This is a genomic window from Microbacterium sp. CCNWLW41 (assembly GCF_037083505.1).
Genome location: NZ_JBAOJP010000007.1, coordinates 398,887 through 414,970 on the forward strand (window position 1 = coordinate 398,887; position 16,084 = coordinate 414,970).

At 73.1% G+C, this 16,084-nt stretch carries 14 protein-coding genes and 1 riboswitch; of the genes, 13 read left to right on the plus strand and 1 reads right to left on the minus strand.

Annotated features, from left to right (window positions below):
• Nucleotides 1-181 precede the first annotated feature (181 nt).
• The 9 genes from V6R91_RS24600 (at nt 182) to V6R91_RS24640 (ending at nt 11,020) form a co-directional block, all read left to right on the plus strand.
• Entirely contained in the window at nt 182-1,243 is a 1,062-nt protein-coding gene (locus V6R91_RS24600) for a LacI family DNA-binding transcriptional regulator (protein ID WP_271062552.1), read from the plus strand.
• Nucleotides 1,240-2,184, plus strand: a complete 945-nt coding sequence (locus V6R91_RS24605) for a carbohydrate ABC transporter permease (protein WP_336397443.1) — start codon at nt 1,240-1,242, stop codon at nt 2,182-2,184. Before V6R91_RS24600 ends, V6R91_RS24605 begins: the two co-directional genes overlap by 4 nt.
• A 2-nt stretch (nt 2,185-2,186) precedes the next feature.
• Nucleotides 2,187-3,014, plus strand: coding sequence for a carbohydrate ABC transporter permease (locus V6R91_RS24610; RefSeq protein WP_336397444.1), 828 nt, complete (start codon nt 2,187-2,189; stop codon nt 3,012-3,014).
• A gap of 41 nt (nt 3,015-3,055) precedes the next feature.
• On the plus strand, nt 3,056-4,330 hold the full coding sequence (locus V6R91_RS24615) for an ABC transporter substrate-binding protein (RefSeq protein ID WP_271062554.1): 1,275 nt from the start codon (nt 3,056-3,058) through the stop codon (nt 4,328-4,330).
• Nucleotides 4,331-4,421: 91 nt separating this feature from the next.
• Nucleotides 4,422-5,582 carry an ADP-ribosylglycohydrolase family protein gene (locus tag V6R91_RS24620; RefSeq protein ID WP_336397445.1) on the plus strand — a complete coding sequence of 387 codons (1,161 nt, stop codon included), beginning with the start codon at nt 4,422-4,424 and terminating at the stop codon, nt 5,580-5,582.
• Nucleotides 5,579-6,970, plus strand: a complete 1,392-nt coding sequence (locus V6R91_RS24625; RefSeq protein ID WP_336397446.1) for an ADP-ribosylglycohydrolase family protein — start codon at nt 5,579-5,581, stop codon at nt 6,968-6,970. The genes V6R91_RS24620 and V6R91_RS24625 overlap by 4 nt, the downstream gene beginning before the upstream one ends.
• Nucleotides 6,967-8,943 (plus strand): SUMF1/EgtB/PvdO family nonheme iron enzyme, encoded by a 1,977-nt coding sequence (locus V6R91_RS24630; RefSeq protein WP_336397447.1) that lies wholly within the window; start codon nt 6,967-6,969, stop codon nt 8,941-8,943. The genes V6R91_RS24625 and V6R91_RS24630 overlap by 4 nt, the downstream gene beginning before the upstream one ends.
• Nucleotides 8,940-10,148 (plus strand): CaiB/BaiF CoA transferase family protein, encoded by a 1,209-nt coding sequence (locus V6R91_RS24635; RefSeq protein WP_336397448.1) that lies wholly within the window; start codon nt 8,940-8,942, stop codon nt 10,146-10,148. Before V6R91_RS24630 ends, V6R91_RS24635 begins: the two co-directional genes overlap by 4 nt.
• Nucleotides 10,145-11,020, plus strand: a complete 876-nt coding sequence (locus V6R91_RS24640; protein ID WP_271062519.1) for an HpcH/HpaI aldolase/citrate lyase family protein — start codon at nt 10,145-10,147, stop codon at nt 11,018-11,020. Before V6R91_RS24635 ends, V6R91_RS24640 begins: the two co-directional genes overlap by 4 nt.
• Here V6R91_RS24640 and V6R91_RS24645 read toward each other — a convergent pair.
• Nucleotides 11,017-12,951, minus strand: coding sequence for a GDSL-type esterase/lipase family protein (locus V6R91_RS24645; RefSeq protein ID WP_336397449.1), 1,935 nt, complete (start codon nt 12,949-12,951; stop codon nt 11,017-11,019). The genes V6R91_RS24640 and V6R91_RS24645 overlap by 4 nt on opposite strands.
• Before the next feature lie 139 nt (nt 12,952-13,090).
• Between V6R91_RS24645 and V6R91_RS24650 the strand changes: the two genes are divergently transcribed.
• The 4 genes from V6R91_RS24650 (at nt 13,091) to V6R91_RS24665 (ending at nt 15,921) form a co-directional block, all read left to right on the plus strand.
• The gene (locus tag V6R91_RS24650; RefSeq protein ID WP_271062520.1) at nt 13,091-13,711 is read left to right on the plus strand and encodes a DedA family protein; all 621 of its coding nucleotides are present in this window, start codon (nt 13,091-13,093) and stop codon (nt 13,709-13,711) included.
• A 10-nt stretch (nt 13,712-13,721) separates the two neighbouring features.
• A complete protein-coding gene (locus V6R91_RS24655; protein ID WP_336397450.1) occupies nt 13,722-13,898 on the plus strand; it encodes a DUF5302 domain-containing protein in 177 nt (58 codons plus the stop codon).
• Between the two features lie 116 nt (nt 13,899-14,014).
• A complete protein-coding gene (locus V6R91_RS24660) occupies nt 14,015-15,253 on the plus strand; it encodes a hypothetical protein (protein WP_336397451.1) in 1,239 nt (412 codons plus the stop codon).
• A 75-nt stretch (nt 15,254-15,328) separates the two neighbouring features.
• Nucleotides 15,329-15,474, plus strand: a riboswitch (FMN riboswitch).
• Between the two features lie 12 nt (nt 15,475-15,486).
• Nucleotides 15,487-15,921 (plus strand): 6,7-dimethyl-8-ribityllumazine synthase, encoded by a 435-nt coding sequence (locus V6R91_RS24665; RefSeq protein WP_336397452.1) that lies wholly within the window; start codon nt 15,487-15,489, stop codon nt 15,919-15,921.
• Nucleotides 15,922-16,084 lie beyond the last annotated feature (163 nt).

Here is a 16,084-nt window from a genome sequence, read left to right on the forward strand (position 1 = left end):
GAGGAATCCTCGTCCAGCCTAGCAGCAGCCCGCTCCGGCCCACAGGCTGCCGGACGGAACGATCTGGCGCCGTCACCGCCTTCCTGCTATGGTCCTTTTTGGAAACGTTTCCAAGATCCATCCGACCAAGTTTGGAAACGTTTCCGGACATCGGCCGATCAGCGCAGACGGAGGAACCGGCATGACCGAGAAGCCCACACGGGTCACGCTCGTGGAGGTGGCCGAGCGCGCCGGGGTCTCCTTGGGGTCGGCCTCCCGCGCGCTGCACGGCGGCGGCGCCAGCGACGTGATGGTCGAGCGCGTGCGCGCGGCCGCGGACGAGCTCGGGTACCGCCCCGACGCGAGCGGCCGATCGCTGCGGATGAAGCGCACCCAGCAGATCGCCTTCGCGGTGGCCGACATCGGCAACCCGGTGTACGTCGAGATGCTCTCGGCGATCCACTCGGCGCTGGAGCCGCACGGCTACCGCGTCGTCGTGATGGGGACAGGACCGACCGCGCGCAGCAGCGCCGACCTCATCCGCAGTCTCAGCACGGGCATCGTCGATGCGATGATCATCGCGCCGCTGCGCACCGACGACGCCCTCGTCCAGGAGATCCGCGACGCCCCGGTGCCGATCGTCGTGATCGGACGCTCGCTCGCGGACGCGGGCATCGACTCCGTGTCGACCGACTCCGCCGAGGCGATCGGCATGGCCGTCCGCCATCTCGTGGGGATCGGACGCCGACGGATCGCCTTCGTGAACGGCCCCCTGGACACCACGCCCGGCGAGGCCCGCCAGCGCGGATTCGACACAGCCACCGTCGAGGGCTTCGGCGCCGAGCGGGGCGAGGTCGTGGTCGCCGAGGACTTCACCGTCGCCGCCGGCCTCGCGGCGACGAGCGCACTGCTGGAGCGGAGCCGGGACGCCGGATCGCTCCCCGACGCCGTCGTCGCGGCGAACGACCTGCTGGCGATCGGAGCGATCCGGGCCGCCCGGAGGCTGGGGCTCTCGGTCCCCGAGGACCTCGCCGTGACCGGGCTCGACGACACCGAGTTCGGCCGTGTCTTCCAGCCCAGCATCACGAGCGTCTCGCTCGGGACGACCCAGCGCGGCCTCGCCGCCGCGGAGCTGGTGCGCGAGCTCGTGGACCCGGAGCGCCCGGCCGCCCGGGCGGCCGCCCAGATCCGCGTCGCCCCCGAACTGCGTGCCCGCGAGTCCACCGGCGCGCCCGAGCCCGCATCGAGCGAGGAGGCCCGATGACCCCGACCGCGACGACCGATCCGCCCGTCAGGGCTCGTCGGTCCCCCCGCCGGATCACCGGCATGGAACGGGCCCGCCGCCGCGAGGCCATCGCACTCGTGATGCCGTCGCTGCTGCCGATCCTCGTCCTGAGCGTCGCGCCGCTCGTGGTCGGGATCGCCCTGGCGTTCACCGACGCGCGGCTGGTCCGTCGTCCGGAGTACACGTTCGTGGGAATCGACAACTTCCTCCGCCTGGCGGGCAACGGCTTCTTCTGGGAGTCGTTCCGCATCGGCATGGTGTGGGCGGTGTCGGTCACGCTGCTGCAACTGGTCGCCGCCATGGGGCTGGCGCTGCTGCTGAACTCGAACCTGCGCTTCCAGGGTCTGACGCGGGTCCTCGCTCTGATCCCGTGGGCGATGCCCCCGGTCGTCGTCGCGATCATGTGGCGGATGATCTACTCCCCCAACGCCGGGCCCCTCAATGCGTTCCTCGGGGCGCTGGGGCTCCCCGATGACACGAACTGGCTGGGCAGCTTCTCGCTCGCTCTCCCGGCCGTCGTGATCGTCGGAGTCTGGGTCGGGATGCCGCAGACCACCGTGACCCTGCTCGCCGGCCTCCAGCAGGTCCCGTCCGAGCTCTACGAAGCGGCGTCGGTGGACGGCGCGGGGTCATGGCGGCGATTCGCCACCGTGACGCTGCCGAGCCTGCGTCCCATCATCGTCTCGATCACGTCGCTGAACTTCATCTGGAACTTCAACTCGTTCTCGCTCGTCTACGTCCTGACCGAGGGCGGACCCGGCGGGAGGACCATGCTGCCGATGCTCTTCACCTACCTGGAGGCCTTCAAGAACCGCAACATCGGCTACGCCGCCGCGATGGGCGTCGTCCTCGTGGTCGTGGTGGTGGCCCTCCTGGCCCTGTTCCTGCGCTCGCAGTTCCGCGCCGAGAAGGAGAGCTGATCGTGAGGATCCTCGCCCGCACCGGTCAGTACGCGGCACTGGTGCTGTACATCGTCTTCCTCGGCTTCCCGTTGCTGTGGCTCATCTCCGCATCGCTGAAGTCGTCCGGCGAGCTGAACTCGCTGACCGTGAGCCTCATCCCCCGGGACTGGGCGTTCGACAACTACGGCCAGGCGCTGTCCAAGCAGGGGCTCATCCGCTCAGCCGGCAACAGCGCCGTGGTCGCCCTCGCCTCGACCGCCCTGGTCGTGCTCATCGCCCTCCCCGCGTCCTACGTGCTGGCGCGCATCAAGGGCCGCATCCGGGTCACCGGCGTGGCATGGATCCTGGTGAGCCAGGTCTTCCCGGTGATCCTCATCATCCTCCCGCTGTTCCTGATCCTCCGCTCGATCGGGCTGACCGACAGCCTGGTGGGCCTGACCCTCGTGCACACGACGTACACGCTGCCGTTCGCGCTGTGGATGCTGCAGGGCTACGTCGCGGCCATCCCGCTGGAGCTGGAGGAGGCGGGATCGATGGACGGCGCCGGCCGGCTGGATGTGCTGCGACGCATCGTGTTCCCGCTGCTCGCGCCCGGAGTGGTCGCCACCGCCATGTTCTCGTTCGTGTCCTCCTGGAACGAGTTCTTCTTCGCCCTGGTGCTGCTCCAGTCTCCGGAGAACTACACGCTGCCGATCACCCTGCAGATGTTCATCGGAGGCGAGGGCAAGGTCGCGCTCGGTCCGCTCGCCGCCGGCGCGGTCCTGGCCGCGATCCCCAGCATCGTCTTCTTCTCGATCATGCAGCGCAAGCTCGTCGGCGGCCTGATGGCCGGCGCGGTCAAGGGCTGACGAGAACGCCGTACCCCACGTAACCCCGAAAGGAAACGCTCATGAACACCCGTGGTGCATCCATCGCCGCATGCCTCGCGATCAGCGCTCTGGCCCTGGCGGGCTGCTCGTCGGCCGAGCCCGACTCCGACGGACCGGTCACGCTGACGTTCCAGTCCCTGTCGGATCAACCCGCAGCCATCGCCGCCACCGAGGAGATCGTCGACTCCTGGAACACGGACAATCCCGAGGTCCAGGTCGAGATCGTCCAGGCCGGCTGGGACGGGATCTACGACAAGCTCATCACCCAGTTCAACGGCGGTGCCGCGCCGGACATCATCCACTATGAGGCGGCGGGCATCGTGCCCTTCGCCCGCGACGGCTACCTCGCCGATCTCGGCGAGCACATGTCCGACGAGCGGCGCAAGGACATCCCCGAGGGTGTGCTCGACGCGGTGACCGTGGACGACGCCGTCGTCGCGTACCCGACGGAGCTGCAGTCGTACATGGTCTTCGCGAACAAGACGCTCCTGGATGCGGCCGGGGTCCAGATCCCCTCCGGCGACACCATGACCTGGGACGAGCTGCGCGAGATCGCCCGGGCGACGACCAAGGACGGGGCGTACGGGCTCGGATGGGGGCTGAAGAGCCCCACCGCGGCGTTCATGGCCATGGCCCCGCAGTTCGGCGGGGAGTACTTCGAGGGCTCCGGTGCGGACGCGTCCATCGTGGTCGGTGAGGGCGAGATGGCTCTGCCGGTTCTCGTGGACGAGATGGCCCACCAGGACAACTCGATCCTCCCCGTCAGTCTCACCCAGTCCGGCTCGGAGGTGCTCGCGTCGTTCTACGCCGGGCAGGTCGCGATGACCGTCCAGGGCTCCTTCCAGGCGGCCAACATCGCCAAGGACGCGCCGGAGGGCTTCGACTGGGTGGTGCTGCCCCCGCTGGAGGGCCCCGAGGGTCCGGACCAGGCGGCGAACCCGCAGACGCTGTCGGTGAACATCGACTCCGAGCACGTGCAGGAGGCCGCGGAGTTCATCGAGTACTTCACCGCCGCGGACAACCTCGCCGCGCTGAACAAGGCCGATGCGCTGATCCCGGCGACGACGTCGGCGCAGCAGGCGATGGCGGACGAGCTGGGGGCGGAGTCCGGCTGGGATCGCATCCTCGCATCGGGCCAGCACATGGCCTCGGCGCCCTACCTGTTCGCCGACGCCTATGCGCAGTGGAAGGACACGGTCGCCACGCCCGCCTACCAGAAGTTCCTCGCGCAGGAGATCGACGCGGCACAGCTGGAGAAGGACCTGACCGACGGCTGGGATCAGATCACGAAGTGAACCGAGGTCGGCCGGGCCGCCCGGCCCGGCCGACCAGACCCGGACGGGTCGACGGCGCCATCCGCGCCGATGAGAGCAGCAGGGAGAACTGATGGACTGGCTCGAGGACCGATCGGTCGCCGTCATCACGGGTGCCGCGGTGGGCGACGCCCTCGGCGGCGCCGTGGAGGGGTGGACACCCGAGCAGATCGAGGAACGCCACGGAGGACGAGTGACCGGCATCGTCGGACCGTGGTTCGAGAACTGGCGCGATGCCCGACCGATCGCGCCGTATCACAAGGGCGACGGGCACGTCACCGACGACACCCTGATGACCAGGGCGCTGGTGGAGGTCTACGCCAAGCGCCGCGCGCATCTCGACGCGTACGCCGTGGCCGAGGACCTCGTGCCGCTCATGATCGGCGAGCCGCGGTGGATCCCCGAGCTGGAGTCGACCGCCCTGCTGCTGCAGCGCGTGTTCCTCGCCGAGAAGTGGATCGTCGCCCGCCTCCACTACGGTCACGTGGATCCGCGCGAAGCGGGCGTGGGCAACATCGTCAACTGCGGCGCAGCGATGTACATCGCGCCGGTCGGCCTCGCCAACGCCGGGGACCCCGCCGCCGCCTATGCCGAGGCGATCGACGTCGCCGGGGCCCACCAGTCCAGCTACGGCAGGGAGGCCGCGGGCGTGTTCGCCGCCATGGTCGCCGCCGCGATCGCCCCCGGCGCCGTACTGGACGACGTCGTCGGCGCCGGGCTCTCGCTCGCGCACGACGGCACCGCGGCGGCGCTCCGCGCGGTCGTCGACGTGTTCGGCTCCGGCGATCACCGTCCGCAGGACGCCGCCGCGGAACGAGCGCTGGGCGCCCGCGTGCGGGACGCGGTGGCCCCCTTCGACTCGGTCGGCGACGCCTACCGGCAGATGGCGATGGACGCGCGTCGCCCCTCCCGCACGCGCTCGATCGAGGAGCTGCCCGCGGCGCTGGCCTTCGTGCTCGCGCACCGCGGCGACTTCCGCGGCGCCGTGCTCGGCGCCGTCAACTACGGACGGGACGCCGACTCGATCGCCGTCATGGCCGGGGCGATCTGCGCGGGTCTCGGCGGGACCGCGGTCGTGCCCGACGAATGGCTGGACCCGATCGAGGAGGCCAGCCGCATGGACATCCGCGCGACCGGGGTCCTCATGGCCTCCGCCGCGCGCGACATCCTCGCCGACGACCGCGCCCGCGCCGATCGTCGCGCTCGCGCCCTCGAGGAATGGGGGCAGGCGTGAGGCTCACCTGGGCGCAGCCGGAGGACCTCCTCCCTCACGAGCTGGTGCAGTCCGCCCGCGAAGGCCGCGAGGTCGCCGACATCCGCGACCGATGGGTCGCTGCGGGCGGCGACCCCGCCCCGGCCGTGAGCGGAGCGGGGCCCGTCCCCGCCTCGGATGAACTGCGCGGACTCGCGCGGACGCTCCTCGCAGAGCTCGACGCGCGGCCCGTTCCGATCGATCCCGCCGAGCCCCAGGACGACGGCGGCATCGCCGCCCTCCTGCCGGACCCGCTCGCCCTCCCGTCGGTCCCGGAGGCCGACGTCCTGCGGGACCGGGTGGCCGGCGCCTGGACCGGACGGGCCGCGGGATGCCTTCTCGGCAAGCCGGTGGAGAAGATCCCGCGCGAGGGGATCGAGGAGATCCTCCGCACGACCGGGCGCTGGCCGCTGGACCGGTGGTTCACCGCCGTCGGCCTGCCGGACGATGTCGCCGCCCGCTGGCCGTGGAACCGCCGCAGCGCGCCCACGTCGCTGGAGGAGAACATCCACGGCATGCCGGAGGACGACGACCTCAACTACGCGCTGCTCGCGCTCGGGATGCTGGAGGCGCACGGCGCCGCGCTGGAGACCGAGGACGTCGCCCGGTCCTGGCTGGACGCGCTGCCCGCCGGGCGGGTGTTCACGGCGGAGCGCGCGGCGTACCGGAATCTCCTGGACGCCGTGCCGGTGACCGCCACCGCCACCACCCGCAACCCCTTCCGGGAGTGGATCGGCGCCCTCATCCGCGCCGACGTCTACGGCTGGGCTCACCCGGGGGATGTGCGCGAGGCCGCACGCCTCGCCGGGATCGACGCCCGGCTCAGCCACACCCGCAACGGACTCTACGGCGCACGGTGGGCCGCGGCTCTCGGTGCGGCGGCCCTCGTCGCGGACGACGTCCGGACCGTGCTCGACGCCGCCGATCGCGTCCTCCCCCCGGCCAGCGCCCTCGCCGCCGCCGTCCGCCGCGGCCGCGCCCTGGGAGCCGACGGGGACGCCTCGGAGCCGGCGGTCCGGGCGGCCCTCGACGCGCTGCACGCCGAGTACGGACACCTCCACTGGGTGCACGTGCTGAACAACGCCGCCGTCATCGCCTACGCTCTGGAGGCCGGCTGCGGCGACCTCGGCACCAGCATCGCCATCGCCGTCACCGCGGGCTGGGACACCGACTCCGCCGGAGCCACCGTGGGCGCCGTCGTCGGGGCGGTCCGCGGCGCCTCCGGCATCGACCCGCGCTGGTCCTCGCCCCTGGACGGACGGATCGCGACCTCGCTGCCCGGCGGCGAGCAGCGCATCGACGACCTCGTCGACCGCACGCTCGCCCTGATCGCCTCGCCCTCGGGCCAGACGGGAGGGGACCGCTCATGACGTACGCCTTCGACCCTCTCGTCCCCCGCGACATCGACCGCCCCTCGCCCGTGGACGTCACCCGTCCGCTCGACGAGGAGGCCTCGCTCGCGATGGACGAGGCCAAGATCTTCGCCGCCCCGGCGGACCCCGCCGAGCGGCCCGCCTGGCGACGGAGGCTCCACGAGTGGCGCGAGGACTCGCGCCGTCGACACGCCTACCGCGGCGAACGCTACGCCCACCCCGACGCGCGCTGGGCGGCCGGATGCTCCACGGTCGCGCAGGTCTGGCTCTGGGACGAGCTGCTGTTCGACTTCACGGCGCAGCGGTTCACGCCCGAGCGCCTCGTCGAGGACGCCCGGGAGCGCTTCGGCGGCCTCGACGCGGTCGTCCTCTGGCATGCCTACCCCGTGATCGGGATCGACCAGCGCAACCAGTGGGACTTCTACCGCGACGTCCCCGGCCTCACCGACCTGGTGGAGGACCTCCATCGTGCCGGGCTCCGCGTCTTCGTCGACTACAACCCCTGGGACACCGGCACCCGCCGGGGCCGGGACGACGCGACCGAGCTCGCCGCGCTCGTGGCCGACCTCGGCGCCGACGGAGTCTTCCTGGACACACTGAAGAAGGCGGATCCGGAGCTCGTGGCCCGGCTTGACGAGGCCCGCCCCGGGATCGTGCTGGAGGGCGAGTCCAAGCTCGCCGTGGCACGCATCGAGGACCATGCCGCGTCCTGGGCGCAGTTCTTCGCGGACTCGGACGTGCCCGGCGTGCTGCGCGCGCACTGGTACGAGCGACGCCACATGCAGCATCACATCCGGCGCTGGCACCGCGACCACTCCGAGGAGCTGCAGTCCGCGTGGCTCAACGGCGTCGGGGTGATGGTGTGGGAGGTCGTCTTCGGCGTGTGGGTGGGCTGGTCCGCGCGCGACAGTGCGACCGTGCGCCGGATGGTGCGGATCCAGCGCGCGGCGCGGGAGCTGCTGATCGAGGGCGACTGGACGCCGCTGGCGCCGCTGGCGGACGCGGCCGAGGAGGCGGGTGTGTACGCGTCGCTCTGGGAGCGGGGCGGGGTCCGTCTGTGGACCGTGGTCAACCGCGGCGACCACGAATGGACCGGACCTCTGCTCTCCGGCGCGTCCTCGCCGGTCGTCACCGTCCCCGGCCGCGGCATCGCGGCGGTGGCCGAGGCAGACGACGAGTCCCCGGACTGGTGGCCAGGACTGGCGCGGGCGATCGCCGAGGCGGACCACGACCGAGACGACGACGCCCGTTTCCCGCACCGGCCCGCGCGGCGGATCGCCCCACCCGCTCTTCCCCGGGACGATGACGCCCCGGACCCGGGCCCCGGCGTCGATCTGCCCGAAGGCCCGTATGCCCTCACCGTCCGGTACCGGGCACGGGAGACCGGCATGTACCAGGGCGCGCCGTACGTCGACGAGTGGAAGCCGCTGCCGCCTCGGCTGCACGACGCCCGCACGCTGCAGCGCGAGGGCCTGCTCGCCGGTCGCGTGCGTGTGGCCGCCACCGAGGTCACCGCCGGGGAGTTCCGGAGGTTCGTCGAGGAGTCCGGCTACCGGCCTCTCGTGCCGACGCGGTTCGCGGGCGACGAGGGCGATCCCGACGCTCCTGCCGTTCTCGTGGACCTGGAGGACGCCCGTGCCTACTGCGCCTGGCGAGGTGGTCGCCTGCCGACCGAAGACGAATGGCAGCTGGCCGCCGACGACCCCGGGTTCCGCCGCAGCGAGCCGGCCGTCTGGAACTGGACCGAGAGCGAGCACAGCGACGGGCGCACCCGCTTCGTCATGCTCAAGGGCGGGAGCGATCGGGGCGCGACGGGCTCGGACTGGTACGTGGAGCAGGGACGACAGAGCGCCGACTATGCGGTGAAGCTCCTGCGACCGGGACTCGGGCTGGGCCGCAGCACCGCGATCGGGTTCCGGTGCGCCTGGGACCTCGACGAGAACGTGGCACCGCACGAGGAGGAGCGATGAGCGTCACGACAGACCCGTCGCGGGGACCTCTCGCCGGTCTCCGCGTGATCGACGCGGCCACGCTGTTCGCCGGGCCGATGGCCGCGATGCACCTCGGCGACCTGGGTGCCGAGGTCGTCAAGGTGGAGCACCCGCGTCGCCCGGATCCCGCACGCACGCACGGCGTGGCCAAGGACGGCGTCAACCTCTGGTGGAAGACGCTGGGACGCAACAAGCGCACCGTCACGGCCGACCTGTCCACGCCGGGCGGCCGGGAGGTGATGCTCGCTCTGGCCGCGGAGGCGGACGTCGTCATCGAGAACTTCCGCCCCGGCACCCTGGAGCGGTGGGGTCTCGACTACGACACGCTGGCCTCGGCGAACGAGCGACTCATCCTCGCGCGCGTCAGCGGCTTCGGACAGATCGGCCCCTACCGGTCCCGGCCCGGCTTCGGCACCCTCGCCGAGGCGATGAGCGGGTTCGCGGCCATGACCGGGGAGCCCGACGGACCGCCCACGCTGCCCCCGTTCGGTCTCGCCGACGGAGTGGCCTCGCTCGCCACCGCCTTCGCGATCATGGTCGCCCTGTCCACGCGCGACCGCACCGGCCGGGGCGAGGTGGTCGACCTCGCGATCATCGAGCCGATCCTTGCCATGCTCGGGCCGCAGATCACCCGGTGGGACCAGCGCGGCGACGTACAGCCGCGCACCGGCAACCGCACCAGCAACAACGCGCCGCGCAACACCTACCGCACGCGCGACGGGCTGTGGGTCGCCGTGTCCACCTCGGCCCAGTCCATCGCCGAACGGGTGATGGAGCTCGTGGGTCGGCCCGACCTCATCGCGCAGCCCTGGTTCGCCACCGGGGTCGAGCGCGCCGCCCACGCCGACGAGCTGGACGAGGCCGTGGGCACGTGGATCGCCGCGCACGACCGCGATGACGTCGTGGAACGGTTCGCGCAGGCGCAGGCCGCCGTCGCACCGATCTACGACGCCTCGGACATCGTCGACGATCCGCAGTTCCAGGCCCTCGGCACGATCCACCCGATCGTCGATCCGGAGCTCGGCCCCCTGCGGATGCAGGGCCCGCTGTTCCGATTGTCCGGGTACGACGCGGTCATCGCGCACACCGGCAGGGCGCACGGCGCCGATACCGACACGGTGCTCGCGGAGCGGGGGTTCTCGCCGGAACGGATCGCGGCGCTGCGCGAGGAGGGGGCGATATGACCACCGAGGATGCCCCGCCCGTGCTCACGCTGCTCTACGCCGGCGGGGATCACGAGGACCGGGTCCGCAAGGCGTGGGCGTCCGGAGCCGATGTCGTGATCGTGGATCTCGAGGACGCGGTGGCGCCGTCGCGCAAGGCGGCGGCGCGGCGCACGCTCGGGGTGCTGTGCGCTGAGCTGCCCGCCCGGCCGGTCCAGGTGCGGATCACCGCAGAGGGATCCCCGTGGCACGATGCCGACCTTGACGCGGTGCGCGCGCTCCCGCCAGGCGTCGAGGTCCGGGTCCCCAAGCTGGAGTCCGCCGCCCAGGTCCAACGGCTCGCGGCCGCGCTGCCCGAGCGCCGCCTGCATCTGCTCGTGGAGAGCGCCCTCGGTGTGGAGCGGGCGTACGAGATCGCTGCGGCGGACCCCGCCGTCGCATCGATCGGCCTGGGCGAGGCGGACCTGCGCGGCGACCTCGGCGTTGCCGACGACAGGGCCCTGCTCTGGGCGCGCAGCCGCATCGTGGTGGCCGCGCGCGCCGCGGGTCTGCCCTCTCCGGCGATGTCGGTGTACGCCCACACCCGGGATCTGCGGGGCCTCGCCGCCTCCTGCGCCGAGGGCCGGGCCCTGGGCTTCCTGGGTCGCGCGGCGATCCACCCCGTTCAGCTCGACACCATCCGGGACGCCTTCGTCCCGGATGCGGAGGAGGCCGCGCGTGCCCGGGCGGTGCTCGCCAGGGTCGCGGAGGCGGCGGATGCCGGCGAGGGCGCGCTCGCGCTGCCGGACGGCACCTTCCTCGACGCCGCGATGGTCACCGGAGCGCGCCGTACCGTCCTGCTCGCCGAACGCGCGCAGCCCGCGGGAACGGCCCGCCCCGCGGCGTCCCGCTAGACCTCGGCCCCTTCGCGCATCTGCGCGGAGCGCCCGAGCCACACGTAGTGGTCGTGCTTCGCCCGGCGTCCGTCCCCCGCGGCCTTCCCGCGCAGGCGGCGCCACACCCACGGCAGCGCGTGCCTGCGCCACCACTGGCCCCTGGTCAGCCGCTCGTGCTCGTGCAGGACCTCGTCCAGGGCCCCGAGCGCGTCCGCGTGCGGCACCCCGAGAGCGTCGCCGACCCGATAGGCGAGGAAGCGATGCCCCCGCGAGGACAGGTGGACCAGGTCCTCCCCCCAGTTCGCGCGCTCGCCGAGCTGCGGGACGAGATCGGTGTCGATGAGGATCGCCCCGGTGCGCTCTGCGACCCCGGCCAGGGCGCTCGCGAACGCCGCGAACCGGCGCGCGTAGATCGCCGACTCCGCGCGTCGCGGGAGGAACGGCGTGACCAGCACCACGTCGGCGCCGTCCGCCCGCAGCTGCGAGACGGCCTCCTCCAGCCGGCGCGCCAGACGCGGGACGTCGACCCGCTGCTTCACGAGGTCGTTGGCGCCGACGAGGATCGACACGAGGTCCGGCTTCAGCGCCCGCGCACGCGGCAGCTGGACGTCGCACACATCCTCCACCCGCTTGGAGCGGATCGCGAGGTTGGCGTAGTGGAGACCGCCGCGCGCGGCGAGCAGCAGCGCCATGCGGTCCGCCCAGCCTCTCAGGGAGCCGTCCGGGGCGGGATCGCACAGCCCTTCGGTCAGCGAGTCGCCGAGGGCGACGTAGCGCCGCCATGCCGGAGCCGCCGCGCCGCGACGCGACGGAAGCTCCGGTCGCCGCTCGCGCGGGGCCCGCGCCGAGGCGTCCGCCGCGCGCAGGACGCCCGCCTCCTCGAAGTGCGCCAGCAGCTCATCGCACACGGCGGTCCACGAGCGTCCTTCGACCGCGGCCCGGCCGGCGTCGCCGAAGACCCGTCGCCGCCCCGCGTCGGCGACCAGATCCGAGACCCTGCCGCGGAGGTCGTCGAGATCCCCCGGCCGATAGAGCCAGCCGTCGACGCCGGGGCGCACGAGGTCCCGCGGCCCGCCCCGCCCCGTGGCGACCACCGGCACCCCGCTCGCCTGCGCCTCCTGCAGCGTCTGCCCGAACGTCTCGCTCTCCCCGGGGTGGACGAAGACGTCGAAGGAGGCCATCGTCTCCGCCAGAACCGTGCCCGACAGGTGCCCGAGGAACGCGGCGTCGGGGAGCAGCGCCTGCAGCCTCGGCCGGGACGGCCCGTCCCCCACGATCACCAGCCGGACTCCGGGCATCCCCGAGAGCACCCGCAGGTCCTCGACCTGCTTCTCCGGGGCGAGGCGACCGACGTAGCCGAGCAGGATCTCCCCGTGCGCGGCCGGACGCCGTCGGGACGGATGGAAGCGCTCGGCGTCGACGCCCCGCCCCCATCGGCGCACACGGTCCACGCCCAGCCGCGCGAGCTGATCCGCCGACTCGGACGACGGGGCGAGGGTGAGGGTCGCCCGGCGGTGCAGGCGCGCGATGTGCGCCTCGGCGAGCGCGGTGGTGAGAGCCACCCCGTAGCGCGCCGTGTACGCCGCGACATCGGTCTGGTAGGCGGCGACGACGGGCACGCCGAGCCGCTCCGCCGCCAGCACGCCGCGCCATCCCAGCGCGAACGGCGACGCGAGGTGGACGACGTCGGGAGCGAACCGCTCCAGCGCGCGGGTCACCCGCAGGGTGGTGGACGCCCCGACGCGGACGGAGCGATAGCCGGGAAGCGCCATGCTGGGAATCGCCTCGACCGTGGCGTGTCCGGACCGTCGCGGCATCTCGCGCGCCGCGGGGGCGATCACGTGGGCCTCGTGGCCCGTGCGCTCCAGATGCCGGAGGATCTGCAGCACGGAGCCGGTCACGCCGTTCATGTGCGGGAGGAAGGATTCGGTGACGATCGCTACTCTCACGGTCTCAGGATGGCGGGGCGGATGCGCCCCGGACGCGCGAAACCGGCCGGATCGCCCAGTGTTCACCGGATGCATGCGCGCCGGACACCGGCTATCCGCCCGTTGGTTTCCGTTCACCCGGCGCGGCGACAGTGGATCCGTGCTCCCCGAGGGATTGGACGCCGTGCTCACCGGTCCGTGGGGACTGGCGCTCATGGCGCTGCTGGTCGTGGGCGACGCCTTCTTCGTCGTCGTGCCCGGCGAGATCGCGGTGACGGCGCTCGGCGCGCTCGCGGTGTCGCACGGCTCGCCCGCGCTGTGGGCGGTCGTCCTCTGCGCGGCGGCGGCCGCCGCCGTCGGCGACGTGGCCTGCTATCTCATCGGACGCGGCGTCGGGGTCGAGCGGTGGCGGTGGATGCGCACGCGCCGGGTCCGGGCGGCACTGGAGTGGGCGCGCGGCCGCCTGGATCGAGGGACCGCCACGGTGCTGTTCACCGCCCGGTTCGTCCCCTTCGCGCGGTTGGCGGTCAACCTCGTCGCCGGCGCGTCCCGGATCCACCCGCCGCGGTACCTGGGACTGGTGATCCTCGCGGCGACAGGGTGGGCGGCCTACCAGGCGGCGATCGGAGCAGCGATCGCCGCGGTCGTCCCGGGCGGACCACTGGTGGCGATCGTGGTGTCCGTGGCGCTGGCGGTCGGGATCGGCCTCCTGATCGACGTCGCCGTCACGAGAGCGCGGCGCGCCCGACGGCCCTCCCCTCCGCGGCGGGGCGAACAGTAGGCTGGCGCGCATGAGTACCGAAGACAATGCCGTCCCCTCCGAGGAGATGAAGCGCAAGTTCAAGGAGGCGCTCGAGAAGAAGAACGCGCGGCACCGCAACGGCGAGGCGCACCTCGACGGCGACTCCGCCGTCCACGCGACCGTGGCCCCGCAGATGAAGCGCGAGTTCCGACGCAAGAGCGGCTGAGACACCGTCGGCGAGGAGGGAGGACCAGTCCGTCCGGTCCTCCCTCCTCTCTGTCTCCGGCGGACGGCGAGCGGCCCGGGTGGCGATCCGCGCACGGGAGGATTAGCGTCGAGCGGGTGAGCACTGCACGATCGACCGCCCGCGGGCGTCACGCGCGCGCCGTCGGAGCGCGCCTGGCGAGCGCGCTCGTGCTCGCGGCCGGGCTCCTCGTCGCCGCCCCCGTGGCCGGGCACGCCGAGGACTATCCGACGTGGGAGGACGTGCAGAGCGCCCGCGGCGACGAGCAGGCGACCCAGGCGCAGATCACGCGGATCGAGACGGCGCTGAGCGCTGCACAGTCGCAGGCCGCCACCACCTCGCGGACCGCCCTCGACGCGGCCACCGCCGCGAAGACCGCACGCGCCGAGGCCGACGCCGCGGCCCAGCGCGCCGAGCTGCTCGCGGCGCAGAGCGAGGACGCCGCCCGAGCCCTCGACGAGACCCGCAGCGCATCCGGAGCCCTGGCCGCCGGTCGCTATCGCGCCGAGTCCGCCGCGCCGACCGCCGTGCGGCTGTTCACCGCGGCCGATCCCGATGAGCTCCTCACCCGCCTCGGCGTCCTCGACCGTCTCGACGAGACCTGGGCGACGCTCGCCCGTCGCTCGCAGGCCGATGCCGCCCTGGCTTCGTCGCTGCGCGATCAGGCAGCCGAGGCCGAACGCGCCCGCACCGCTCTCGCCGCCGACGCGGAGAGGGCGGCGCAGAAGGCCGCAGAGGCGGCGGACGCCGAGGCCACGACGGTCTCCGCACTCCGGGGACACGTCGACACGCTCTACGCCCAGCTGGCCGCGCTGAAGGACACCACCGCGGAGACGGAGCGACGGTACTGGATCGGCCAGCAGCTCGAGAACGAGCCGCCGGCGACGCCTCCTGCCGCTCCAGCCCCGGCGCCCGGAGCCGATCCCGCACCGGCGCCTGCCCCTGCCCCGGCACCGGAGCCCGAACCGGCTCCCGCGCCCGCCCCGGAGCCCGCGCCCGAACCGGCACCGGCACCGCCCGAGGTGATCGTCGATCCCCAGGGCGCCCAGGACTACGCGCGCGGCGCCCTCGCCGGATGGGGGTGGGGCGGGGACCAGTTCGAGTGCCTGGTGCTGCTGTGGAACCGCGAGTCCGGCTGGCGCGCCGATGCCATGAACCCGTCCAGCGGCGCCTACGGCATCCCGCAGGCGCTGCCCGGCGAGAAGATGGCGAGCGCGGGCCCGGACTGGCGGACCAACGGGCGCACACAGGTGGACTGGGGGCTCGGTTACATCGCCGACCGCTACGGCTCCCCGTGCGGTGCGTGGCAGCACTCCGAGAACACCGGCTGGTATTGAGTCCCACCGGCTGGTGCTGAGCACTGGGCCATGGCGCCGCCGACAGGATCGCACGGCCGCCGATGGTAGCGTCGTAGCCGTCCTCAGGGCGGGGTGGAAATCCCCACCGGCGGTGTCGCGGCGTTGCCCGCGCGAGCCCGCGAACGGTCCCCATGGCGGGGACCGCCGACCCGGTGCGAATCCGGGGCCGACGGTCACAGTCCGGATGAGAGAGGACGGAAAGAGGTTCCCTCATGTCCAAGATCGCCATCGTCGCCGCGCAGTGGCACGCCGAGATCGTCGACGAGGCCGTGACGGCGTTCATCGCCCGTCTCGGCGAGCTCGGCCTCGACGACGTCGACGTGTTCCGCGTCCCCGGCGCCTTCGAGATCCCCCTGCACGTGACGCGTCTCGCCCGCAGCGGCCGGTACGCCGCCGTCGCCACCAGCGCACTGGTCGTGGACGGCGGGATCTACCGGCACGACTTCGTCGCCGGCACGGTCGTGGACGCGCTCATGCGGGTTCAGCTCGACACGGACGTCCCGGTGTTCTCAGCGGTGCTGACGCCGCACCACTTCCACGGGCACCAGGAGCACAGCGACTACTTCAGCCGGCACTTCGCCCTGAAGGGGCGCGAGCTCGCCGACGCCGTCTCCGGCACCCTCACGAGCCTCGATGCGATCGGCTAATCGGGGTCCGATACCGACGATCGGGGCGCGGGGGGGGGGGGGGGGGCGCGCCCCCCCCCCCCCCCCCCCCCCCCCCCCCCCCCCCCCTCGGCAGGGGGAGGGGGACGCGGCGGGGCTGCCGGTCATGGTGTGGATCCACGGGGGCGGGTACACCGACGGCTCC